This window comes from Marinobacter santoriniensis NKSG1, assembly GCF_000347775.1.
In the GTDB taxonomy this organism is placed as follows: Bacteria; Pseudomonadota; Gammaproteobacteria; order Pseudomonadales; family Oleiphilaceae; genus Marinobacter; species Marinobacter santoriniensis.
This window is the reverse complement of the sequence record NZ_APAT01000020.1, coordinates 1-23,397: the sequence shown is the minus strand read 5'-3', so window position 1 is coordinate 23,397 and position 23,397 is coordinate 1. Positions and strand designations below refer to the sequence as shown.

At 57.6% G+C, this 23,397-nt stretch carries 20 protein-coding genes; 18 read left to right on the top strand and 2 right to left on the bottom strand.

Features of this window, described 5'->3' with window-relative positions; all coding sequences use genetic code 11:
- Positions 1-197: 197 nt before the first annotated feature.
- Together greB and MSNKSG1_RS13310 are read left to right on the top strand one after the other, a co-directional pair.
- The gene (greB, locus tag MSNKSG1_RS13315) at positions 198-713 is read left to right on the top strand and encodes a transcription elongation factor GreB (protein WP_008939804.1); all 516 of its coding nucleotides are present in this window, start codon (positions 198-200) and stop codon (positions 711-713) included.
- A gap of 112 nt (positions 714-825) precedes the next feature.
- Entirely contained in the window at positions 826-1,293 is a 468-nt protein-coding gene (locus tag MSNKSG1_RS13310; protein ID WP_008939803.1) for a hypothetical protein, read from the top strand.
- 7 nt (positions 1,294-1,300) lie between these two features.
- Here the strand turns inward: MSNKSG1_RS13310 and MSNKSG1_RS13305 are convergent, their stop codons facing one another.
- Positions 1,301-1,615: a site-specific integrase gene (locus MSNKSG1_RS13305; protein WP_008939802.1), complete on the bottom strand. Its 315-nt coding sequence runs from the start codon at positions 1,613-1,615 to the stop codon at positions 1,301-1,303.
- A gap of 131 nt (positions 1,616-1,746) precedes the next feature.
- Positions 1,747-2,007, bottom strand: a complete 261-nt coding sequence (locus tag MSNKSG1_RS13300; RefSeq protein WP_008939801.1) for an acyl-CoA-binding protein — start codon at positions 2,005-2,007, stop codon at positions 1,747-1,749.
- 246 nt (positions 2,008-2,253) lie between these two features.
- Here MSNKSG1_RS13300 and MSNKSG1_RS13295 point away from each other — a divergent pair, with 246 nt between their 5' ends.
- The 16 genes from MSNKSG1_RS13295 to MSNKSG1_RS13220 all read left to right on the top strand — a co-directional run bounded on the left by MSNKSG1_RS13295 (position 2,254) and on the right by MSNKSG1_RS13220 (position 23,276).
- On the top strand, positions 2,254-2,832 hold the full coding sequence (locus MSNKSG1_RS13295; protein WP_008939800.1) for a porin family protein: 579 nt from the start codon (positions 2,254-2,256) through the stop codon (positions 2,830-2,832).
- A gap of 253 nt (positions 2,833-3,085) precedes the next feature.
- Positions 3,086-3,580 carry a type VI secretion system contractile sheath small subunit gene (gene tssB / locus MSNKSG1_RS13290; protein ID WP_008939799.1) on the top strand — a complete coding sequence of 165 codons (495 nt, stop codon included), beginning with the start codon at positions 3,086-3,088 and terminating at the stop codon, positions 3,578-3,580.
- 65 nt (positions 3,581-3,645) lie between these two features.
- A complete protein-coding gene (tssC, locus tag MSNKSG1_RS13285; RefSeq protein ID WP_008939798.1) occupies positions 3,646-5,127 on the top strand; it encodes a type VI secretion system contractile sheath large subunit in 1,482 nt (493 codons plus the stop codon).
- Between the two features lie 3 nt (positions 5,128-5,130).
- A complete protein-coding gene (tssE, locus tag MSNKSG1_RS13280) occupies positions 5,131-5,559 on the top strand; it encodes a type VI secretion system baseplate subunit TssE (protein WP_008939797.1) in 429 nt (142 codons plus the stop codon).
- Between the two features lie 164 nt (positions 5,560-5,723).
- Positions 5,724-7,496 carry a type VI secretion system baseplate subunit TssF gene (tssF, locus tag MSNKSG1_RS13275; RefSeq protein ID WP_008939796.1) on the top strand — a complete coding sequence of 591 codons (1,773 nt, stop codon included), beginning with the start codon at positions 5,724-5,726 and terminating at the stop codon, positions 7,494-7,496.
- Entirely contained in the window at positions 7,460-8,476 is a 1,017-nt protein-coding gene (gene tssG, locus MSNKSG1_RS13270) for a type VI secretion system baseplate subunit TssG (protein WP_008939795.1), read from the top strand. Before tssF ends, tssG begins: the two co-directional genes overlap by 37 nt.
- Positions 8,477-8,504: 28 nt before the next feature.
- Positions 8,505-9,674, top strand: coding sequence for a type VI secretion system-associated FHA domain protein TagH (tagH, locus tag MSNKSG1_RS13265; protein ID WP_008939794.1), 1,170 nt, complete (start codon positions 8,505-8,507; stop codon positions 9,672-9,674).
- Positions 9,671-10,204: a type VI secretion system lipoprotein TssJ gene (gene tssJ, locus MSNKSG1_RS13260; protein WP_008939793.1), complete on the top strand. Its 534-nt coding sequence runs from the start codon at positions 9,671-9,673 to the stop codon at positions 10,202-10,204. The genes tagH and tssJ overlap by 4 nt, the downstream gene beginning before the upstream one ends.
- On the top strand, positions 10,204-11,538 hold the full coding sequence (tssK, locus tag MSNKSG1_RS13255) for a type VI secretion system baseplate subunit TssK (RefSeq protein ID WP_008939792.1): 1,335 nt from the start codon (positions 10,204-10,206) through the stop codon (positions 11,536-11,538). The genes tssJ and tssK overlap by 1 nt, the downstream gene beginning before the upstream one ends.
- A gap of 3 nt (positions 11,539-11,541) precedes the next feature.
- Positions 11,542-12,378: a type IVB secretion system protein IcmH/DotU gene (gene icmH / locus MSNKSG1_RS13250; protein ID WP_008939791.1), complete on the top strand. Its 837-nt coding sequence runs from the start codon at positions 11,542-11,544 to the stop codon at positions 12,376-12,378.
- 11 nt (positions 12,379-12,389) lie between these two features.
- The gene (gene tssH, locus MSNKSG1_RS13245) at positions 12,390-15,017 is read left to right on the top strand and encodes a type VI secretion system ATPase TssH (RefSeq protein WP_008939790.1); all 2,628 of its coding nucleotides are present in this window, start codon (positions 12,390-12,392) and stop codon (positions 15,015-15,017) included.
- A gap of 87 nt (positions 15,018-15,104) precedes the next feature.
- Positions 15,105-16,670 carry a sigma-54 interaction domain-containing protein gene (locus MSNKSG1_RS13240; RefSeq protein ID WP_040886936.1) on the top strand — a complete coding sequence of 522 codons (1,566 nt, stop codon included), beginning with the start codon at positions 15,105-15,107 and terminating at the stop codon, positions 16,668-16,670.
- Between the two features lie 5 nt (positions 16,671-16,675).
- Positions 16,676-17,296, top strand: coding sequence for a type VI secretion system-associated protein VasI (gene vasI, locus MSNKSG1_RS13235; RefSeq protein ID WP_152638778.1), 621 nt, complete (start codon positions 16,676-16,678; stop codon positions 17,294-17,296).
- 19 nt (positions 17,297-17,315) lie between these two features.
- Positions 17,316-18,752 (top strand): type VI secretion system protein TssA, encoded by a 1,437-nt coding sequence (tssA, locus tag MSNKSG1_RS13230; RefSeq protein WP_008939787.1) that lies wholly within the window; start codon positions 17,316-17,318, stop codon positions 18,750-18,752.
- A gap of 38 nt (positions 18,753-18,790) precedes the next feature.
- Positions 18,791-22,372, top strand: coding sequence for a type VI secretion system membrane subunit TssM (gene tssM / locus MSNKSG1_RS13225; RefSeq protein ID WP_008939786.1), 3,582 nt, complete (start codon positions 18,791-18,793; stop codon positions 22,370-22,372).
- Positions 22,373-22,421: 49 nt separating this feature from the next.
- The gene (locus MSNKSG1_RS13220; protein ID WP_008939785.1) at positions 22,422-23,276 is read left to right on the top strand and encodes a DNA ligase; all 855 of its coding nucleotides are present in this window, start codon (positions 22,422-22,424) and stop codon (positions 23,274-23,276) included.
- Positions 23,277-23,397: the final 121 nt, after the last annotated feature.

Sequence of the window (23,397 nt, the reverse complement as noted above, 5' to 3'; positions counted from 1 at the left end):
AATCTCTTTCAAAAAGGTAATTCGCTGGCCACAGGGAGGTAATGTGAAGTGTGGAGAATAGGCACTGTAGAAAGAAGGAAGCGATTCAACCCGCTTGCTTCTCCCTCCAGCACAGCGCTAGCCTTGACCCCGTTCTTACGGGGTTTTTTTATGCCCTCTCCACTTCGGTTCGACGCAATTCAGGGTTTCCACATACGATGAAAAAGGCATCTGGTAATGGTGGTCATCGACCCCGCTACATCACGCCCGAGGGTGAGCAGGCGCTCCGCGAGGAACTGCAGTTCCTGTGGAAAGAGAAGCGCCCGGAGGTCACGCAGGCCGTTCGCGAGGCGGCGGCACTTGGCGACCGGTCGGAAAATGCCGAATACATCTATGGCAAAAAGCAGCTGCGCGAAATCGACCGGCGGGTGCGGTTTCTGACCAAGCGCCTCGAGGAAGTTACGGTGGTTGATCGCCTGCCGGACGATCAGGAAAAAGTCTTCTTCGGTGCCTGGGTGACGATTGAGGATGAAGACGGCGAAGAACAGACCTACCGCCTGGTGGGCGCGGATGAATTCGATCTTAACCGGGGGTATCTCAGCATCAATTCACCGATGGCCCGGGCGCTGATCGGCAAACGACTGGACGACGAAGTCAGCGTGCGCACCCCGGAAGGCTTCAAGTCGGTCTGGATTACCGGCATCCGTTACGGTTCGGCCCCACAGGACAAGTGAAAAGCGTCACATTCCCGTCAGCACAGGCAGAAACCCACTCCGAATGGCGCTAAACTGTTCAAAAATTGTCACACGATTTGACGTGGACAGGGACGTTGACCAAGGTGAGAGTATGGGTATTCAACGAAACAGGCGTGCACAAGGGCAGTGGCGGACCGGCGTGATCGTCGGTGCGACGATGTTGTTCGCCTCCGGGGTTGCGTTGGCCCAGGCCGAGTCCAAAAAGGTCGACGACGGCAAGGATGCGTTCAAGTATGAAGAACGGTCCACGCTCAACACCATTCCACTGAAATCCATCGAAGAAGACACCCTCGCCAACACGGTGATCGAGGGCGGCCTATCGGCGCCGGCAGCAGGCGTACCGGTCAAACCCGGATCGGACGACCAGTCCTACCTCGATCCGCTGGCCATGCAGCCACGGGATGAACGAACCGATCTGGGTCGTTCGGAAATTCCGGTGGATATCCGTTACAGCAACCCGAAAGTGGTACCGGGCCAGACCCACAGCAACAACTACGTGATCCGGCCCCCGGAAAACCGCACCTACGATCGCCTCAATACCAACCTGATCGAACGCTGAGTCGCGCTCAGGCAGCGGCCGTGTTCGCGGTGCTTGCGTGCTTGTTCAGCACTTCCTCATAGAAGAAGCCCAGTGCTTGCCGGGCCTGATTGAGCCGCGCCCGTGACGCGCGCATACCCTCGCGCAGGTAGTCGAGAAACGCCGTCTGATCGTCAGCTTCCAGGGTCTCGGGGTCTTTCATGTCGTGAAACAGCACGAACCGGGTAATCCAGTGCAGATAGGTCTGTTCGGACCGCTGATTGAGTTTCTGCTTCCGGATTGCATCGGTGACACGGCTCATAAGGCCGGGCTGAGACTGTTCCAGTGCCTCGGTGATGGTCATGGTTTACTCTTCCGCTCGGGGTTCTTGTTGTTATGGTGGCGCTATCTTATGACAATCGTTTGAAGCCCGCAAAATTTTTGCCCAATGGGCTGTCGGAGCCTGAAAGGCAGGCTCCGGCCTGAGCGGAACCCTTATTTCAGGGATTCCAGCTTGTCCACATACTGCTGCATGGCTTCGTCGCTGGACGTGCCCTTGAGCTTCTCCCACGCGTCGTATTTGGCCCGACCCACGAAATCCATCATGCCCGGGCGCTTGCCGGACACATCGCCTTCGGTGGCCTGCTTGTAAAGTGCGTAAAACTCCAGTTTCAGTTCGTTGGAAGGTTTGAAATCGCCTTCGGCGCTCTGAATGTAGTTCACCGCTTCGTCGAATTTCGCTTTCAGGTCGCTCATGTCGTTCTCCTTGGCACAGTGTTTTATGTCCTGATTGAGCGCGAGTATAGCCAGCCTTTAGCCGCCCGTCATTGACCAGACCGGCCGTCGCCTGTGACCGGAACGTCAGCACCCGGATGGATGTGAGATTAAGGGATCTTAGTGCGGTTTTAACCCCCGGACACGGCCAATCCCGTTAGGGTGGTTTCAAGCAGTCACCGACTGCGCATCGAAGGAAAGGAAACCAATAGTGGAGGATTGAGCACTATGAGCTATAAATCCGGTTTGGCGACCATCACCGTTCTTTCCGCAGCGTTTGTATTTGCACCGGCCACCTGGGCAAAAGACGACGTCACGCGGGATGAAGCGGGGCCCTACGTCAGCGGCAGTTATGGTGGCTACAAATCCCATGGTGGCGAATTCAACGACGAGAACGACCTGTTCGGCGCCGCACTCGGTTACCAGTTCAACCCGATGTTCTCGCTGGAAGCGGAGTACATTGATTTCGGCAATTTCGGTAATGACAACGTGGATGGGAAGCTCAAGGGCCTTGGCCTGAGCGTGATCGGGCGACTACCGCTGACCCAGAGCTTCGGCGTATACGGCAAGGCCGGCGTATTTGCATCGGCGTTCGATGTCAACGCTTTCGACAACAGTGAAACCTACGACGACGTGAACCCCCTCGTCGGCGCGGGCGTGGATTTCCGGGTGACTGACCAGTTGACCGCCTTCGCCGAGTACGACCGCTACAACGTCGACATCGACAAGAGTGATTTCAACGGACAGATCAACAATGACGGACCCGACTTCGATACTGGTCGGGTGGGGCTGAAGTTTCAGTTCTGATCCTTTTCTGGTTTGTTTGATCGGGACAAGCATCGCCGCGAAGCGAGCGGTGCTTGTCTATTTCGTGGGCGGAAGGCCGCAATTGAAGAGGGTTTCGGCAAGGTTTTGCCAGAATCCTCCATTTTGAGTAGAACTGGCCAGTCTTTGCTTGAGAATCCAGTTATACCGGTGTAGAGTTTTCGGCGATGTTCGCCAGGACGGCGAATTCAAAGGATTGAACAATCGCAAAGTGATTTGCACAGGGAGCAAGCGCATGTCTTCTAAAGACGGTTCCGTCGCGCCTAAAGAGCGCATCAATATCAAGTATGTCCCCGCTACCGGAGATCAGCAGGCAGAAACCGAATTGCCGCTGAAAATGTTCGTTGTTGGCGATTTCAAAGGGCATGCTGAAGAAATCCCCATCGAAGATCGCAAGGCCATTTCCGTCGACAAGAACAATTTCCGTTCGGTCATGAAGGAAGCCGGTCTTGGCCTCTCCACCACCGTGTCCAACAAACTGGATGAGGATGCCGACGACTTGCCGGTGCACCTTGAAATCCAGTCGCTGGACGATTTTTCCCCTGACAGTATTTCCCGCCAGGTACCCGAACTGAAAAAGCTGGTTGAACTTCGGGAAGCGCTGGTCGCCCTCAAAGGCCCTCTGGGCAATGTGCCATCGTTTCGATCCAAGCTGCAGGAACTGCTGGACAACGATGACGCACGAGACAAGCTGCTGGCCGAGCTGGAACTGGCCACCGACAGCGAATAATCGAGCCTGCCGCCTGAACGCGGCGCTTACTATCGACGATCAATTACATGCTGAAGGGATGTGGTATGTCTGATACTGCTGTGCAGCAATCTGCTGCCTCCGAATCCGTGGCCGAGGGGTCGCTTCTCGATCAGGTTATGGCGAACAGTCGCATGGTGCCTGCGGATGAGGGTTACGATGTGGCCCGAAAGGGGGTGGCAACGTTTATTGCCAACCTGCTGAAAAGTGATGAAAAAGGTCAGCCAGTCAACAAGGCACTGGTGGATCAGATGGTTGTGGAGCTGGATCGGAAGATCAGCGCGCAGATGGATGAAATCCTGCATGCTCCCAAGCTGCAGGAGCTCGAATCTTCCTGGCGTGGCTTGAAGCTGATGGTCGATCGCACCGATTTTCGTGAGAACATCAAGGTCGATATCCTACACGCTACCAAAACCGAACTCCTGGAAGACTTCGAGTTTGCTCCGGACGTAACCCAGACAGGGTTCTACAACCATATCTATTCCACAGAATATGGCCAGTTCGGGGGCGAACCGGTGGGAGCCGTTGTTGGCAATTACGCTTTCACCCCATCTACTCCGGATATGAAGCTACTGCAGTATGTATCTTCTGTCGGAGCGATGGCCCATGCGCCGTTCCTGTCCTCAGTGGCACCGTCATTTTTCGGCGTAGACAGTTACCAGGAACTCCCGGCTATCAAAGAACTCAAGGCCGTTTTCGAGGGACCAAAGTATGCCAGGTGGCGTTCGCTCAGGGATTCCGAAGATGCCCGTTATCTGGGGCTGACATCACCCAGATTCCTTCTGCGTGTCCCCTATGATCCGACCGAAAATCCGGTTCGCAGCTTCAACTACAAGGAAGATGTGTCCGCCGATCATGAACATTACCTGTGGGGTAACACGGCGTATCTGCTGGCAACCCGACTGACCGAGAGTTTCGCCAAGTACCGCTGGTGCCCCAATATTATTGGTCCCCAAAGCGGTGGTGCGGTCGAAGATCTGCCGGTGCATGTGTTCGAGTCCTTCGGTCAGTTGGAGTCGAAAATCCCCACCGAGGTGCTGATTACCGACCGCAGGGAATACGAAATGGCGGATGAGGGTTTCATCGCCCTGACCATGCGCAAGGGTAGTGATAACGCCGCATTCTTCTCAGCCAATTCGGTTCAGAAGCCAAAGCAGTTTCCGAACACCAAGGAAGGTAAGGAAGCCGAGACCAACTACAAGTTGGGTACTCAGTTGCCGTACATGATGATCGTGAACCGGCTGGCTCATTACATCAAAGTGCTGCAGCGGGAACAGATTGGCTCCTGGAAAGAACGCCAGGATCTGGAACGGGAACTCAACACCTGGATCCGCCAGTACGTGGCCGATCAGGAGAATCCACCCGCTGATGTCCGCAGCCGCCGCCCCCTGCGCGCTGCTGAGGTAACAGTCTCTGAGGTCGAGGGTGATCCGGGCTGGTACCAGGTGTCCCTGGCAGTCCGTCCTCACTTCAAGTACATGGGAGCGAACTTTGAGCTGTCTCTGGTCGGTCGTCTGGACAAGGATTAAACCGTGCTTGGAGATGAGGCCCTGAGTCGCGGTGGCAGCCTGTTTGAACGTCTGGAACAGGCTGCTGAACCTGCCGGCCAAAGCGTGGGCGATACCCCGCACGTCGTTGAGTCCATCAAACGCCACTTGGTTCGGCTGCTGAATGCCCATCCGGGAAATAGCTCGAGTGTCCCGGGCCTGGGTTTGCTGGACTTCAACGACGCCACAGTGGGAACTCATGATCTGAGCATCCAGATTCGGTCAGCGATAGGGAAGTGCATCGAGGACTATGAGCCCAGGGTTAGCCGGGTGGATGTGGTTGCCTTGCCCCAGGGGCCGGATCCTTTGCAGTTGCGGTTTCAGGTAACGGTCTGTCTCAGGGCTGGCTCGGAAGACGATAAGACGACCATTGATTTGTTATTGGATGACAAACGCTACTACCGGGTGATGTAACGCCGCAGTAGCCGAAGACAAGGATGAGAGCAGTAACCGGGCAGGCTCCCAAAAGTGTGCGGAGCCATGGATGGCGCAGCCCAAGAGACCCAGGGATGGGCTTGAGCGTCTTTTGGGAGCCTGCCCGGTTACTGCTCGGAGTCAAAGGGGATTGGTGTTGTTCCATGAAGTTGAATCGGTTTTACAGGGATGAATTGAGCTTTCTGCGACTGCAGGGGCGGGAGTTTGCGGAGGCTCATCCGCAACTTACCCGGTTTCTGTCGGAGCAGAGTACCGATCCGGATGTGGAGAGATTGCTCGAGGGGTTTGCGTTCCTGACGGGCAAACTGCGGGAGAAGGTGGAAGACGAGTTCCCCGAGTTGACCCATTCGCTGCTGAACATGCTCTGGCCCAACTATCTGCGGCCGGTGCCCAGTTGCACTATCATGAAATTTGATCCGCAACTGCACGCCATCAGTGAGCGCCAGCGGGTTGAACGACACACCGAGATCAAGAGCCGGCCGGTCGGAGACGCCATCCGTCAGACTCAGTGCCGGTTCCGGACCTGCCGGGCGGTGGATGTATTCCCCATCAGCGTCGCCGGCGTCTACGCCGAGCACTCCAGGGAGGTGTCTTCCGTCACTGTGGATCTGGCGTTGCACACCGATCAGTCACTGAACACTCTGGGGCTGGATCATCTTCGCTTTTATCTGGGTGGTGACGATCATACCTCCGAGACCCTGTACCTGTGGCTGAATCATTATCTGACCGGCATCGAACTGGTGGTCGGCAACTCGACCTATCGGTTGCCTGCTTCGTCGTTGCGACCGGTTGGGTTTGACGCTGATGAAGCGCTGCTGCCGTATCCGAAAAATGCCTATCCCGGCTACCGGATCCTGCAGGAATATCTCAGCTTTCCGGAAGCCTTCCGCTTTGTGGATATTACTGGTCTGAAGGCGCGGCTGCCGGCTGTCCAGGCCGATGAGATCAGCGTGCGTTTCCAGTTCAGCCGTATCCTTCCGCCGGAGGCGAGGGCAGGGCGGGAAAGTCTCCAGTTGTACTGCACCCCGGCCGTCAATCTGTTCAGCCATGAAGGCGAACCGGTGGATCTGAACGGGCGCCAGACCGAGTACCGGATTTCTCCCTCGAGTCGGTCTCCGGGGCACTTCGAAGTGTTCAGTATCGAGCAGGTGGAAGGCTGGCTTGAGGGACAGTCGGGGCGAGGCGAGCCTCGAATCTACACACCATTCGAAAGTTTTCAGCACGAAGTGGAGAGAGATCGGGGGCGGACCGCGCTCTATTACCGGAGCCGGGTCCGTGAAAGTGTTCGCGGCGACGGCTTCGATCATTACATGTCCTTTGTCCGCGGAGATGAAAGCGATTGTCTGAACCGCCAGGAAGCCGTGTCCCTGACGCTCACCTGCACCAACCGCCAGTTACCGAATCAACTGGCGGTTGGGGACGTCTCCATGGCAACGGAGACTACGCCGGCATTTGCTTCGTTCAGCAACATTACCCGGCCCACGGCAACCCTTCGGCCAACGCTGGATGGCAGCCTGCTGTGGACTCTGATATCCAACCTGTCCCTCAATTATCTCTCCATGCTGGATGTTGAGGCCTTGAGGACGGTGCTGAGGGTTTACGACTTCCGGGCGTTGGTGGACCGACAGGCTGAGCGAATATCGAAGAAGCGGCTGGCAGGTATCCGTGCCATCGCCACGAGTCCTGTGGACAGGATGATCCGTGGACTGCCGGTGCGCGGGATACGCTCGGAACTGGGTCTGGACCAGAGCGGATTTGCCTCGGAGGGGGATCTGTACCTGTTCGGAACCGTGCTCAGCCAGTTCTTTGCGCTATATGCCAGTATCAACGCATTTCACCAACTGGAAGTGGTGAATACAGAAAACCAGGAACGGTATACATGGACGTTACAGCAAGGTCAGCAGCCGCTGATGTAGCCGAGCTGCAGCCCGTTCTGGGTAATGCAAGGCGGTACAGTTTTTTCCAACTGGTGGACCTAATCCATCGGCATCACGGAGACGATCTGGAGCTGGGCCGTGAAGCTCAACCGCAGCACGAGCGTATCCGTTTTTCTGCCTCTGCAGGGTTAGGTTTCCCGGGTAGCGACGTGGTATCGGCACTCTCGCCCGAACATGAGCATGCGCCTTACCAGATGGAAGTCAGTTTCCTCGGATTGCACGGTTCCCAGTCCCCGTTGCCGGGATACTACCTTGAGGATCTGGCATGGGAAGACGGTCAGAACCTGGGAGTACGGCGGCATTTTCTGGATTTCTTTAACCATCGACTGGTGACGCTGTTCCATCGCGCCTGGCGCAAATACCGGTATTACGTTCGCTTCCAGCCAGGCGCTTCGGACGGATTTTCCGACCTGATTTTTGCTCTGGTCGGATTGGGAGATGCCCGATTGCGGGATGCCACACCCGTGAACTGGTCGAAAATGCATGCCTACGCCGGATTGATGGCCGGGCGGAGCCGTTCCCCTGAGGTTGTCAGTGGCATGGTTGCCCACTGTTTCGATCTCGACGATGTGAGTATCGAGCAATGGGTGCTGCGCAAAGTGGATATTGCCAAGACCCAGCAGACCCAACTGGGGAGAAGTAACGCGTCGCTGGGAATGGACACCCTCGTGGGCGCCCGGGTGCGCGATCGGAGTGGCAAGTTCGTGTTGCGTATTCGCAACCTGAGCCGCCAACGTTTCACGGAATTCCTGCCCAATGGCCGTGAGCACAAACGCTTGCTCAAACTCGTGGAGTTCGCCACCCGGGAACAGTTGGCGTTCGACCTTGAGCTACAGATGCGGGCCAGGGACATACGGCCGATGCAGCTGGGCGGGGAGGTTCGGCTGGGATGGAGTTCTTTTGTCACGCCAGAGCGGGCATCCTCCCGACCTGCCGTTCGGATTCAGATACGCCGGTAGCGAGACCGACGATACAGGGAAGTTGATTATGGAAAGGCAACCAACAGCGGTTCTGAAACTGACCGTCACCAATCCAACGGCCATGAATGGTGGTGCCGACATCGAGCACCGTTTCGACGCCGCCGGAGGATCCATCGGGACTGCGGTCAATGATACCTGGCGCCTGTCCTCACAGCGCACGGGCGCCTTGGCGGGGCACGCCGAAGTGCGGTTCATGGAAGGAGATTTCTGTCTGATTGACCGAAGTGGCCGTACCTTTATTAACAGTGCCCGCCAGCCGGTTGGTCGTGGACGGAGGGCAAGGCTGAACCATGGTGACACGCTGGCCATCGGCCGATACCAGATCCGCGCTGAACTCGTTTGCGATGACGCATCGACAGTCTGGTCCGAGGAACCGGGTGACGATGACCGGCTGATCAATGGTCAGGCAGCGGGGCTGGTTAGGGCGCAGGTGCGCGATGCTGAACCCGGAGGCTGTGAACCCTTGGAGGGCATCGAGCCTGTTACCCCGGCCGTCGAGAGCGACGATCCGATGCTGCACTGGCCGGACGGGGCGAAACCGTTTGAAACGCCCAGGCTGCGGGGCGGCCAGGAGCAACAGAGCCGGAAGCACATCGGCGCCGCCCCGCTCATCCATGGGATGGACTGCGAACTCGACTTTGCCGACAGCGCCGAGATGCAGCTGTTTCTTGAGGAGGTCGGGCAAACCCTGCAGGCCACTGTGGAAGGACTGCTGGCTCTGCACCGAGGTGAAGACAGCCATCACCGGGCGCTGAGAACCCGTCTGCAACCTATCGAAGACAACCCGCTGCGTCTTGGCGAGTCCTATGAAGACACCATCGAAACACTGTTCGCCGGTCAGCGCAGCCCGGTTCATCTCTCTGCACCGGCGGCGGTCAGGGAAAGCCTTGATAGCCTCAATCAGCACCAGCAGGCGACCCGGGTCGCCATCCGTGAGGCCCTGGATGCGATTCTGCACGCATTTTCACCTCAAGCGTTGCTACGTCGTTTTCACGGTTACCGCCGGGGGCTGCGGCATAGTGAGAGCGAGGAACAGTGGGCCTGGGATATGTATCAGCACTATTACCGAGAACTGAATTCCAGTCGTCAGCACGGGTTCGAGCGTCTGTTTCAGGAGGTGTTCGACCAGGCATACGATCAACATCTGCGCCAACTACAAAGGGAGAACCTGAAGTGAAGACCTGCAAATGGACTTTGCTGGCCATCGTGTTTGTGCTCGCCGGATGCAGCACGCCTTACAATGCAGTCACCAAGACGGCAAAGGTGCTCTGGGATCCGGATATTCCCGTGGGTTACCCGGAAGACCTGCCCAGCCGGGTGGACCTGACCATGGTTGCCGAGCCGGATGTGAACCCCAATGGCTCACTAGCGCCCACGCCTATCGCATTCCAGATTATCGAGATGCGTGACAGCTCCCTGTTGATGGCCGGAGATTTCGATTCTCTGCTCAACAACCTGGAGGATTCCCTGGGCCAGAACTACGTCGACCATAGCGACTATTCCCTCGTACCCGGTCAGTTCAAGTTTGTCGAGCCGTTCGAGATCAGTGAGGACACTAGGTTTGTCGGCATCATCGCCTTCTATGCGTATCCCAACCTGTCGCAGTGGAAGAAAGTGGTGAAGGTGGATCCCATCGGGGGTCGCTATCACCTGCTGGTCAACCTGCGTGAGCGGGAAGTTCAACTCAAACGCTCGGACGAATCCTGATGACGGTCACCAATCGCGTGGTCTGGAGTGACGGGCTGTTTATCAAACCCCAACACTTCCAGCAGCAGCAACGATATCTTGAACACCAGATCAATGAGCGCGCCCTGGCGGTATCGGATTACCTCTATGGCTTCAGCGATCTGGAACTGAATGCGGAATATCTGAGTTTTGGCCGGGTGGGGCTGGTCCGCGGAGCCGGGCTGTTCCCGGATGGCACCCGCTTCAACCTGCCGCAGGATGATGTGATGCCCGAGCCGCTGGAGATCCGTGACGCGTCGGTGGCAAACCAGGTGGTCTACCTGGCCTTGCCCCTTGGCAGTGACAACCTGTCCGAAGTGGAGTGGCCCGATGGTTCGGTCACCGGAAGGTTTCGGGCCCAAAGCGCCGAAGTTCGGGATTTGCATTCGATCGATGGCGATGCCCACAACATTGATGTTGCCCGGGTGACACCCCGATTGATGTTGGAACAGGAAGACCGAAGCGCCTACGCCGCCCTGGCGATTGGCCGAATCCTGGAAAAACGGCCGGACGGCAGTCTGGTCATGGATCCAAACTTCATACCGACCATGCTCAGTGTCCGGGCAGCGCCCAGGCTTCAGCGGTTTGTCGGCGAGATGGCCGGGTTGATGCGGGAAAGGGCCCGGAACCTGGCTGATCGTGTCGGTGCCCCTGGGCAGGCCGGTGTTGCAGATGTGTCGGATTTCATGCTGCTGCAGATGCTGAACCGGGGCCATCCCAGATTCATGCACCTGGCCCGGTTGAGGCAACTGCACCCGGAGCGACTGTTCGAGGCGCTGCTGGAGCTGTGTGGTGAACTGGTCACCTTCACCGATGAGTCTCGTCTGCCCCACGAATACACGGCCTATGATCATGACTTGCCGGAGGCCTGTTTCAGTCCATTGATGCGGGTGTTGAGGCAGTCCCTCAGTACCGTGCTGGAGCCGCGAGCTTTCGCCATCCAGTTGCAGCAACGCCAGTATGGTCTGACCGTCGCGCCGGTGCAGGATATCCAGTTGCTGCAGAGCGCCGAATTCATCCTTGCGGTGAAAGCCGACATGCCGCTGGACGACCTCCGCAAACAGTTCACTCAGCAGTGCAAGGTGGCATCGGTCGAGAAAATCCGCGATCTCATCAGTCTTCAGCTTCCGGGTATTCCGCTGTCGGCATTGCCCGTGGCGCCCCGGCAGTTGCCATACCACGCCGGCTTCGTCTACTTCCGGCTGGACGATCAGAGTCAGGCCTGGCAGATGCTGGAGAACGCCAGTGGCTTTGCCTTCCACGTGGCGGGCCGTTTCCCGGGGATGGAAATGCAGTTCTGGGCAATCAGGAGCTAGATCATGAAGGACGCAGCGGTAAGGGATTTACCCGATCGCGAGGCAGGCAGCAGCGGCGAATTCAGCGAGCTGTTGTTTGCCAACCAGGATGGACAGCGGGTAAGCGGGGATACGGGGTTTGGTGACCCACAATTCCTGTTGCGGGGTCTTGAGGACAACCGACTGATCGATGCCGCCACGCCGCTGCTCGGGTTGGTGATCCGGGTACGTCGGCTGGCGGACTTTCGCCAGGTGGAAAGCCTCTATCAGCAAGTGGTGGATGACGTGGCTGGCATCGACCGGGAGCTGATTGAGCAGGGTTATGAGCGTCCGACGGTTGTCGCCTATCGCTATGTGCTCTGCGCCTTTATTGACGAGGCGGTTCTGGGCACCGATTGGGGTGCGTACAGTGTCTGGTCCCAGCACTCGCTGCTGTCCCGGTTCCACAACGAAACCTGGGGTGGGGAAAAGGTCTTCGCCATCCTCGCTCGCATGGAGCAGGAGCCGGCGCGTTACCGGGAGATGCTGGCTTTTATCTATCTGTGCCTTTCCCTCGGTTTCGAGGGCCGTTACAAGGTTATGGAAAACGGCCGTGAAGAGTATGACCAGATCGTTCGTGGCCTGTACGAAACCCTCTACGAAATGCCGGGCAGCCCGGAAGATGACCGCGAGCGCCCGGCAATGCCGGATGCCATGGAAAATGTGATACCAGCGCGAAACCGACTGCGCAGTGGCCTTCCGATGTGGGGAATTGCAGGGCTGTTTGTAATCGCCATGGCGGGTGTTTTCACGCTCTATCGAGTGGCGCTGGATGAACGCATCAGGGATGTGCTCAACGTGCTCGACCAACTACCGAAATAAGGATATTGACAGTGATTCGGGTTGAATTGCCGGCGCTCATTGGGCGTCTGAATGACATCTGCCGCGAGGGAATGGAGTCCTCGGCGGCTCTTTGTATCAGCCGTCAGGGTGCGGAAATTACACCGGCACACCTGATGTTCGAGCTGCTGGAGACACCGTTTTCGGATGTGCGTCAGATCCTCGATCACAGCAACATTGATCCGCAGGTCGTCCAGACTCTGCTCGGCGAAAGCCTGAACGGTGAACGGCAAAATGCCGAGCCATACCCCTCATTCTCGCCATTGCTCGTTGAACTGCTCCAGGATGCCTGGCTGCTGGCATCTACAGAACTCCAGCATCAGGAACTCCGATCGGGAAGCATTTTTCTTGCCCTGTTGATGAACTCAGATCGGTACCTGATGCCCGCGGTCAGCCAGGCGCTGAGCGACATCAACCGGGAACAGATTCGCCGCCATTACGACCGCTGCACCGAGGGTTCGGTCGAGCGCCCGGAGCTGGGCAAGGAGGACCCGGAGTCGAACGCTGCTGCAGCGGATATGGATCCCCTGCAACGCTATGCCACAGATTTCACGTGTCTGGCCCGGGAACAGAAATTGGACCCGGTTGTTTGCCGGGATGAAGAAATCGACCAGATGATCGATATCCTCTGCCGTCGCCGCAAAAACAACCCGATTGTGGTTGGTGATGCCGGCGTGGGTAAGAGTGCGGTGGTTGAGGGACTGGCCTTGAGGATTGTCGCCGGAGATGTGCCGGAACGCCTACGCAGGGTCGAACTCTGGACGCTGGATATGGGTGCGCTCCAGGCCGGCGCCTCGGTCAAAGGTGAGTTCGAGAAACGACTGAAAGGTGTGATCGAGGCTGTCAAAGGATCGCCGACGCCTATTATCCTGTTCATTGATGAGGCCCACACTCTGATCGGAGCCGGCAACAGTGAGGGCGGCTCTGATGCGGCCAACCTGCTCAAGCCCGTACTGGCACGCGGCGAGCTACGAACCATTGCTGCAACCACCTGGCGGGAATACAAGAAGTACTTCGAGAAAGACCCGGCCCTCAGTCGCCGCTTTCAGCCGGTGACCCTGGACGAACCCAGTCCCCGGGAGGCGGTGCACATCCTGCGGGGGCTGAGGACCGTGTATGAAAAGTCCCACAACGTACTGATTGCCGATAGCGCACTGAAAGCGGCCTCGGAATTGTCCGCTCGTTACCTGGCTGGCCGCCAGTTGCCGGACAAGGCCATCGATGTACTGGATACTGCCTGTGCCCGGGTCAGCCTGAACCTGAGCACACCGCCGCGCCGACTCAGCCATGTGCGGAACGAGATCCACCAACTGACGATGGAGCAGGCACTCCATCAACGGGAGCATATACTCGGGCAAGCCGTTGACGGCGAAAGAGAGGTCGCCCTGGAAAGCCTGAAATCGGAGCTGGAAAGTGAGGCGGCAGAGCTGGAGCATAGCTGGAGCGAGCAACGTGAGCTGGTCTCGACACTGATTGATATGCGGCAACGCCTGTTGTCATCAGACAGTGATGAACCAGAGGATGATCAAGCAGAGCAGGCAGATGAAGAAACGCCGGAGCTGAGAAGCCAGGCGGCCGCTATTGAGCAGGAACTGGCGGTGCTGCAGGCCGATGAACCCCTGGTTCATGCCCGGGTGGATGCGCGTCAGGTTGCTGAAGTGATTGCTGACTGGACCGGCATTCCCGTCAATCGCATGACCGCGAATGAACTCGAGAAAATCACCCACCTGCCCGATTATCTGCAGGCCCACATCAAGGGGCAGGACACCGCCATCGACTGCTTGCATCAGCATTTGCTGACTGCACGTGCGGACCTGCGCCGCCCGGGCAGACCCATGGGAGCCTTTCTGCTGGTAGGGCCCAGTGGCGTTGGCAAAACCGAGACAGTGGTGCAGCTGTCGGAGCTGCTCCACGGTGGACGCCAGTTCCTGACCACGATCAACATGTCCGAATACCAGGAAAAACACACGGTATCCCGGCTGATCGGATCTCCCCCCGGCTACGTCGGCTTTGGTGAGGGCGGTATCCTCACCGAGGCCATCCGCCAGAGGCCCTATTCCGTCGTGCTGCTCGACGAGGTGGAAAAGGCCCATCCGGAAGTGCTTAACCTGTTCTACCAGGCCTTCGACAAGGGTGAACTCGCAGATGGCGAAGGCCGGGTGATCGACTGCAAGAACGTCGTGTTTTTCCTGACCTCCAATCTGGGCTATCAGTCCATCGTTGATCATGCTGAGCAGCCTGAAAAGATCGAAGCGGCGCTTTACCCGGAGCTGTCGCAATTCTTCAAACCGGCGCTGCTGGCCCGGATGGAAGTGGTGCCCTATCTACCACTCGGCGACGAAACCCTGAACCGTATTATCGTCGACAAGCTTGAACGCCTGGCGGCCCAGATTCGCGAGCGTTACCAGGCCGATGTGGTTCTGGAGCAAGGCCTGGTTGAAGCGATCCGTTCGCGAGCGCACCGAAGTGAAAACGGTGCGCGACTGCTTGAATCGATCATGGAAGGGGAATTGCTGCCACCGGTTTCGCTGGCGTTGCTGGAAAAACTGGCAGCAAAAGAGCCTGTGGGAAAAGTGACGCTGTCTGTCGATAGCAATCGGTTTGTCGGCACGGTCGTTTAATTATGCATTGATGTAGCGGGGTATGGGGTTGGCCTCATGCCACGCGACCGGCGATCTGATTTGAAAGGGACTGAAAATATGGGACGGATGCAGATGGAACTGCACACCGGTATAGAGCTGGCGGTCGAGATGGTACAGCAGCGAAGCTTGCCAGACTTGCTGCGCACCGCCACAAAACAACTGGAGACAGCGTTCGGGCTGACTCGTTGTTGGGCACTGGAACTGGATATTAGCGGTCGTCTCCTGCATTGCGCCGATCTTGCGGCTCAAGGCGAGTTCGATTGCAGTGATTTCAGCCATCCGTTCAGCCATATCCTGCAAACCGGCAAACCCCGGGAACTGACCCGTGCGGCGAGCTATCGGCTGGATTATCCGGGATTTCAGGCATTGTTCGAGGCCAGCGACCGGCCGCGTTCGCTCTGGCTGGAGCCGCTAAAAGGAACCGATGGCAGGACGCTCGGAATCCTGGTCATGTGCCGGGATGGCGGTGACTGGGACGGCATTGTCGGCCAGCCCCTATACCGTGGACTGAAAGAACTGCTGACCCTGCAATGGGTTGCCCGTTTGCAAAGCCGTGATGACGGCTGGCAACGGCGTTTGCTAAAACGCTCGCTGGATCAGCTGAACGACAGCGAAACCTTGAGACAGAGAAGCGAGCAGCTGTCCAGAACCCTGGTTGGCAATTCGCTCGCGATGAACCAGCTTCGGGCACAGATCGTTCGCGCTGCCGGCAGCCAGTTGTCCGTGCTGGTCCAGGGCGAGACAGGCTGCGGCAAGGACGTTGTTGCCAGAGGCATCCATGACCTGTCGGAGCGTTCCAATGGACCCCTTATCATCGTCAATTGCGCGGCGATCCCCGATACCCTGCTGGAAAGCGAACTGTTCGGACATACCAAGGGTGCGTTTTCTGGCGCTGACCAGAACAAGGAAGGCCTGCTGGCCCAGGCCAATGGCGGCACCCTGTTCCTGGACGAAATCGGCGATATGCCAATGGCATTGCAGTCCAAACTTCTGAGAGTGCTGGAAAGCCGGCAATTCCGTCTCCTTGGCGCAAGCCAGGAACAACATTCCGACTTCCGTCTGGTGGCGGCAACTCATCAGCCGCTGCAACACGGCATTGAACAGGGGTGTTTTCGCCGTGATCTGTTTTACCGGTTGAGCCAGTTCCCGCTCCGCGTCATACCCTTGCGGGAACGCCCTGAGGATCTGGAGGCGTTGAGTCGATACTTCATTCGTTTGTACAAAGAGCGGGAAGGTGCAGGGCCTCAGGGTATCAGCAGCCACGCCTTGCACGCCCTGGCCAGGTACGAGTTCCCGGGCAATGTACGGGAGCTTCGCAACATTATTGAACTGGCCTGCCTGCAGACCCCGGTGGGGGATGATATCCAGCCGGAACTGCTCAGACTGGAAGATCCGTTTTGTGTCTCCGACACTGGCATTTCTACAAAAATCGAGCCAAAAACCATGGTGGGTGTGCCCACCTCCAATGATATACGGGACCTGAAAGCGGCCGCTCAGGCTTTTGAAGCGGCGGTCATTCGGGAACGCCTCCAGCAGTATGGCGGCAATCGTGCCCAGGCCGCAGAGAGTCTGGGGTTGCCCAAGCGGACCCTCGCTCACAAGTGCCTCAAGTATCAGGTGTCGGAGTCATGAGAGTCATGCCGCGTCATTTGCTGGTGTCGTCGCTTCTTGCGCTGATCTTTGTGCTCCCGGCGTCGGCTGACCAACTTGAAGAGGCCCATGCCTGTGTGCAGAAGGCTGACAGACTGGACCGCCTGGCCTGCTTTGATCGGGTTTTCGGGACGCCATTACTGGCGCATTCAACCGTGGCAATTCCCCGGTCCAACCAGCCCGAACGGTGGCGCCAGGCTTTTGCCCAGGCCAGTCAGGGCGACACCGCAATTTACCGGGATACCGGGCAGGCTGCAGGGTTGCTGGTGACCGTTCCTGCGCTCGGGGTCAAACCTCCCCGGCCGTTGCTGGTGTTGCAGTGCCAGAACAATATCACCGAGCTGTCGGTCATGCTGCCACGGGCGCTCGATGCGGAACGGGTGCGAGTGGTTATCGGCAATCAGGGGGCGACCAGCTGGCGGGTGCGGGGTGGTGGATTCGTTGTCAGTGGCGGCCGTGGACTTCCGGCGATACGAACCGCGAAAGCCATGCTTGCCGAACCGGATGTTCGCGTCAATGCACAGCGGAGCGAACTGGATGGTCTGGTGTTTGACTTGACCGGATTCGGAGAAACCATTCGCCCTGTGCGTTCAGCGTGTGGCTGGTAGCAGGAAAAGGAGGCGGGTTGTGCAGATCATAGTGCAGCATCCCTATGTCGAGCAGGTTCTGGAGCCGATTGCCGGCGAAGACGGCGTTGGTGAGGCCCTGGAAGAGGATGCCACGCTGGAGTTCCTGGAAGACGAGATCATGAAGGTGGGGTCGCTTGCCCACAATGACATCGATTGGCCGAAAGTGGAATCGGAGGCGCTCAAGCTGCTCGCGGACCGGAGCAAACATCTCAAAGTGTTCGGCTTTCTCCTGTTGGCGCTCCAGCGCGGAGGCAACGGCGAGCGGTTCGCGTTGTCACTGTATCTGCTCCACCGGGTTCTGGATAGCTGGTGGACTCAGGCCTGGCCGTATCCCGGTGAAAAAGGAAAGCGCGCCCGCCGGATGATCTTTACCCAGATGCTCCAGCGCGCGGAGAAGGGCGTGGGTTGTCTGAGTTTTGACGGTGGCGCCGGGGATGGCCGCAGTTACTGTCTGGGTCTTCTTTCAGCGCTGGTCGGCCAGGCTGAACGGCAGGGACTGCCCGATGAACTGTTACTGGATATCAAGCGCAGTATCGAGAAGCTCGAAACGGTTGGCGCATCGGGAGCCGGCGGCACCGAGCCCCAAATAGCGGCAACCAACAGCTCTGCGGCTCGCTCACGGGAAGCGGAATCGAGGCCCGTGCCAACAGCGTCACTGGGCCAGCTCACACTGGACCCGGGTGATGAGCGGGCGACCCGGCAGAGCTTGCTGAAGGTGGCTGAATTGCTGACTGCCAGTGAACCTGACAGCCCACTGGGCTACCGGATGCGACGCTATGCCATCTGGTTGGGCGTCACCAGCGCACCACCCAGCCGGGATGGTAAGCGGACCGACCTGGCAGCGGTCAGCGGAGACAGGGTTGCCGAGTATCGGGAGACCCTGGAGAGAGCGCCGGATCTCAGCCTGTGGCAACGGGTGGAGCAGAGCCTCTCTGTCAGCCCGTTCTGGCTTGACGGGCACTGGCTTAGCGCCCGCATTGCCTCGGCCCTCGGTAACGAACCCTGTGCCGAGGCCATTCGCGAGGCACTGAGGGAATTTGTTGAGCGCCTGCCTCAAATTCCGGAACTTGCGTTTAACGACGGTACGCCTTTTCTGGGGGAGGAGGCTGCGGGTTGGCTCTGGGCGTCGCCGTCAACCGGAAGCACTGGTGGTGCCGATGCCAATCCGTGGGATAAGGCCTATGAACAGGCCCGGGAATTACTCTCACAAAACGCATTGAACGATGCCATGCAGCTGATGGAGCAGGGGCTCTCGGATGCTCGTGAACCGAGAGAGCGGTTCTACTGGCGGCTTTCCAATGCACGGATTCTAAGGGATGCCGGAATGGCGTCGCTGGCGGCGCACCAGATCGAGGATATGCGCCATCAGATTCAGGGGCGGGTGCTTGAGGAATGGGAGCCGGGATTGATCAAGGTTCTCGAAAGGCTGACCTGAGTTTTTGTTTTAAAGGATTGATTGCAGGAATGGATACCATGTGGAGAAAAGCTTTACTCGTTGGTCGCTGGCTACTTCCTTACATCCGCGGTGCGGCACCGATCGCTCTGATACTGGGGGTAATTGCACTGCTGGTAGCCACCTGGTGGCTGGGCCCGCGCTGGTCGATCAATGGAGAATATCCGTTTGCGGCCTGGCAAATGCGGGCTCTGGTGACACTGGCCGCGGTGTTACTGGTGGCGATGGTCTGGGGCATCGTGCTTGCCCGCCGCCTCCGCAAGGTCAACCTGGAAAAGGCCGATAAACAGCGGCAGCAGGAAGATCCCATCCTGCCCATGGAACGCAAACAGCAACGCCTTCTGGACCGCCAGTTGGCCGCCCTGAAGAGCAATCTTCCCGGTCGTAAGGGACTCTATCGTCTGCCCTGGTATCTGGTCATCGGGTTGGAGGACTCCGGCAAAACCAGCCTGATTCAGCGAGCGGGTCAGACTTACACACTGACGAACGTCACCCGAAACAGTCGCACCGATCGCAATCCGTTCGGGTTTGACTGGTGGATCGGAGATGATGGTGTGTTGATTGATCCGGACGGTGAACTATTGAGTCAGAAGCAGGGGCAGGGCGAGAGCCCCGAGGTTCAGCAGCGTTTATGGCAACATTTCATGAGCTGGCTCGAGTGCAATCGACCGCAACGGCCCCTGAACGGTGTGGTCGTAACGGTCGATCTCGCTGAACTGAGCATGCTTGGCGAGCGGGAGCGTGAGGACCAGGCGATATTGCTTCGAACACGGCTCCGGGAGTTGATGGATCAACTGGGCTCCCGTTTGCCCGTTTATGTCAGCTTCACCAAGATGGATCTGCTGTATGGCTTTGCTCCGTTTGCCCGCTCCCTGGATAAGGAGGAAAAGGATCAGGCGATGGGCTTCACGTTTACCATCGGTAATCGGTCCGATCAGGATCACTGGCTCAACGAGTTTTCGGAGCGGTTCACGTTGCTGGTTGAAGGCCTGGGAGACCGGCTTCCGAAGATTCTGGCAAACACACGGGATGCAGAAGAAAGGGTAGCGGTCTACTCCTTCACCCGTCAGATGGCGGGCCTCAGGCCGGTACTCGAACAATATCTGATGCAACTGTTGTCGGCGGACGCCTTCTCCACACCCGCACTGGTGCGTGGAACCTATTTTACGTCCGTCTTGCAGGAAGGGGTCCCAGAGGATGCGTTCGTGTCGGCGGCAGCTGCAAACTACCGGATGGTCGGGCCGATTCAGCCGGCGCAGCGCTCCGGCAAATCCCTGAGCCTGTTTACCCGCAACCTGTTCCCCGGAATCATATACCGGGAGGCCGGGCTGGCCGGGGATAACCGGCGGGTTGTGCAAAGGCGTCAAAACCGAATCGTCATGGCCAGTGTGGTCGCAATCTGTGCTGGCGCAGGAATGATTGCGGGCTGGCAGCATTACTTTATTCGTAACGCCGAAGCGGCAACAGAAGTGGAAGCCAGGGTGCGCGCTTTTGTGGATGACTGGCCACCGGTGGGCGTTGAGCCAGATTCGAGTGGCCGAAACCTGCTTGAACCTTTAGATGAACTTCGCGAAGCGACTCTGGCGTTCGGAGGCTATCGTGAAGAGTGGCCAATGGTTGCCCAAATGGGGCTCTACCAGGGCCGTCGTATTGGCCCGAAAGTGGAGGCCTCCTACCTGAATATGCTTTCCTATCAGTACCTTCCTGCCATTATGCTTGGCGTGATGTCCGAGATGAGCAAGGCGTCGCACGAGAGTCATGAACGCCTGGAGCACCTTCGAGTGCTGCGGATGCTATACGACGGCAGCGGTCGTCGTGAGAACATAGTAACCCGTTACATGCGCGTTTATTGGCAGCGTCATTTTCCGGGCCAACGGAATGTACAGAAAAGACTGATGAACCACCTCCAATACGCCATGGCTCATACAGACCTTGCCAGGATGGCCGAGGGTGGCGACGAGACTGCCGACATGGTATTGGCGCCTTTCCGAAGTACGGTTCGATGGGCCCAGAATGAGTTGGGGCGTGTGTCGACATCTGATCGAGTCTATCGGGACCTTGAGGCCAGTGCCGATCAGCAATTTAAGGCACCGCTTGATCTGGCCAGGGCTTCCGGTCCAGCATTCAGTTCTTCCTTCCGGGCGGCGGTTGAATCGGGTAAGTCAGCATCTGATGACTTTCGAACAACTAATCCGCTGTTGATTCCGGCCCTCTTCACCCGAGAGGGGCTCAACAAATGGTTCTTTGGACAGTCTCGCTCTGCGACGGAACTGGCCCTCATAGATGCCTGGGTTCTGGGGCGTCGGGACGATGTCCATTTCAGCGACGCTGATGAGGCGGAACTCCTGGCGCAGTTGCAAACGCGTTATGCAAAACATTACATCGATGCCTGGAGGGGGGCACTGAGTCACTTTACGGTTCGACGGTTTCAGGATCTCAACCACGGCGTCCGAATTCTTGAGAGTCTGAGCAGTGGCGATCGACCACTGGCCCGATTGCTGAAACAGGTGCGGGATAATACGGTCTTCATACCTCAAACAGGTGATGAGACGGAGGCGAGTCGTAATATTCTTGAACAATCGCCGCACTTTCGAATGTTGAACGACATACAGCGGCAGTTTTCGGATCTTAATCAACTTACCCGGAAAGTGGTCGACCAGCCCAGTGGCCTGGAACAGATCACGAGGGTCATCAATGATCTCCACCAATACCTGCGGAACATCCAGGAATCCCCTGGTGTTGGCAAAGCAGCTCTTGCAGCAGCCCGGGCCAGGCTCAGTCTCCAGGGTGCGGATCCAATTTTCACGCTACAACGGATAGCGGATAATCAGCCGGAGCCCCTGAAGAGAATTCTCCATCGGGTAGCGAATGAAAGCTGGCGAGTGGTGCTGGATCAGGCGGTGGCTCAACTCGAGCGGGAATGGTATCGGAATGTGTTCCAGCCGTTCCAGCAGAGCTTGGCTGGTCGTTACCCGTTTAACCCGGACGCGACAGAGAATGTCACGTTGGAGGATTTTGAACGTTTTTTCGGTTCGGACGGTATCCTGCAGACGTTCTACGAAAACAAACTGAAACTCTTTCTTGAGGAGTATCCCGAACAGGTCGGGCACGCCAGAAAGACAAATCTGGTGCGCCATGACGTGCTGAAAGCTCTTGATCGCGCAAAGCGGATCCGATCCGCGTATTTCACTCTGAGCGGGAATCTTGATGTGGAGTTTGCCCTGGAACCTCTCAACCTGTCGGCAAACAAGCGTCGCAGTGTCGTGAACGTGGACGGCCAGTTGGTAGAGTTTAGTCACGGACCACGCCAGAGCATTCCGTTGGTTTGGCCAAACACTCTGCGGGACACGGTTGAAAGCCGAATTACCCTGGTTCCGATACAGATCAACAGGTCGCCCCGAAGTTTGTCTGAAAACGGTCCATGGGCGCTGTTTCGTCTGCTGGACCGTGCGGATATTACCGGTGTCAGTGATAGTGCGGTGGACGTCCGCTTCAGAGTGGATGATGGGGAAATGCGCTATCGATTGCATGCTGCCAGTAATATCAACCCGTTCACTCAGAAGTTATTGGCAGGGTACCGGTTGCCCCGGAGCTTATATTAAGCTCGCTTGCTTCCTGAATGATTGCAATCACAAAGGCAAAGGAATTGCCATGTCCGTCCTGAATCAGAAACTGTTTCTGGGAACAGTCTTACTAATACTGGTTTCTGTCGCCAATAACGCCCATGGGGCTCCTCCGGAATTGCCTCTGGCGAATGTCTATCACCAAGGGACCGACCTGAGCCAATATTGGGTCAGTGAAAAGCTGGATGGCGTTCGGGCCTACTGGGATGGCGAGCATCTCTGGTCGCGAGGAGGGCATCAATACCGGAGTCCGGACTGGTTCACCAAGAGGTTTCCTGAAGATCCTTTGGACGGAGAACTCTGGCTGGGGCGAGGCCGATTTTCTGAACTGTCCGGGATTGTTCGTACACAGACTCCAGTCGATAAGGACTGGAGGAGGATTTCCTTTCATGTGTTTGATCATCCTGTACCGGGCACGCCGTTTTCTGAGAGATATGAGGAGCTGCGGGCTATTGTGGAAGGCTCTGGTTCTCCATATCTGGCGCTCGTTCGTCAGCATCCCGTTTCTTCCCACCGAGCCCTGATGGAGCAACTCGACCAGATCGTTGCTGCCGGCGGAGAGGGACTGATGCTCAAACGTAAGGCGAGTCTGTACCTGGGCGGTCGTTCGGACGATCTTTTGAAGGTGAAACCTTTTCAGGATCGCGAAGCGGTTGTGGTTGAGCAGATCCCGGGCCGGGGTAAATTCGAGGGGATGATGGGGGCACTGTTGGTCGAACTGCCGAATGGCCGTCGTTTCCGGATTGGCACTGGTTTCTCTGACGCCGAACGTGAATCTCCGCCTGAGCCCGGTCAGACGGTGACGTTTAAATTCCATGGATATACGTCGACTGGTTTGCCCCGCTTTGCGAGCTATCTGCGGATCCGGGACGATGAGCCGTAGGTTTTGGTGCTTTTTAATCGCTGCTTTGGTTTTCGCTGATCCAGCGGAGTCAGATTAGAAAGAGTCCGGGTTAGCGTATCTGCAGGGGGAATGTGGGCTTGAGGATGCTTTTGCTGGGTAC

Excerpts from the sequence above, each read along its gene's own strand:
- greB (WP_008939804.1), top strand. The coding sequence starts at position 198 with ATGAAAAAGGCATCTGGTAATGGTGGTCATCGACCCCGCTACATCACG.
- MSNKSG1_RS13310 (WP_008939803.1), top strand. The coding sequence starts at position 826 with ATGGGTATTCAACGAAACAGGCGTGCACAAGGGCAGTGGCGGACCGGC.
- MSNKSG1_RS13305 (WP_008939802.1), bottom strand. The coding sequence starts at position 1,615 with ATGACCATCACCGAGGCACTGGAACAGTCTCAGCCCGGCCTTATGAGC.
- MSNKSG1_RS13300 (WP_008939801.1), bottom strand. The coding sequence starts at position 2,007 with ATGAGCGACCTGAAAGCGAAATTCGACGAAGCGGTGAACTACATTCAG.
- MSNKSG1_RS13295 (WP_008939800.1), top strand. The coding sequence starts at position 2,254 with ATGAGCTATAAATCCGGTTTGGCGACCATCACCGTTCTTTCCGCAGCG.
- tssB (WP_008939799.1), top strand. The coding sequence starts at position 3,086 with ATGTCTTCTAAAGACGGTTCCGTCGCGCCTAAAGAGCGCATCAATATC.
- tssC (WP_008939798.1), top strand. The coding sequence starts at position 3,646 with ATGTCTGATACTGCTGTGCAGCAATCTGCTGCCTCCGAATCCGTGGCC.
- tssF (WP_008939796.1), top strand. The coding sequence starts at position 5,724 with ATGAAGTTGAATCGGTTTTACAGGGATGAATTGAGCTTTCTGCGACTG.
- tssG (WP_008939795.1), top strand. The coding sequence starts at position 7,460 with ATGGACGTTACAGCAAGGTCAGCAGCCGCTGATGTAGCCGAGCTGCAG.
- tagH (WP_008939794.1), top strand. The coding sequence starts at position 8,505 with ATGGAAAGGCAACCAACAGCGGTTCTGAAACTGACCGTCACCAATCCA.
- tssK (WP_008939792.1), top strand. The coding sequence starts at position 10,204 with ATGACGGTCACCAATCGCGTGGTCTGGAGTGACGGGCTGTTTATCAAA.
- icmH (WP_008939791.1), top strand. The coding sequence starts at position 11,542 with ATGAAGGACGCAGCGGTAAGGGATTTACCCGATCGCGAGGCAGGCAGC.
- MSNKSG1_RS13240 (WP_040886936.1), top strand. The coding sequence starts at position 15,105 with ATGCAGATGGAACTGCACACCGGTATAGAGCTGGCGGTCGAGATGGTA.
- vasI (WP_152638778.1), top strand. The coding sequence starts at position 16,676 with ATGCCGCGTCATTTGCTGGTGTCGTCGCTTCTTGCGCTGATCTTTGTG.
- tssM (WP_008939786.1), top strand. The coding sequence starts at position 18,791 with ATGTGGAGAAAAGCTTTACTCGTTGGTCGCTGGCTACTTCCTTACATC.
- MSNKSG1_RS13220 (WP_008939785.1), top strand. The coding sequence starts at position 22,422 with ATGTCCGTCCTGAATCAGAAACTGTTTCTGGGAACAGTCTTACTAATA.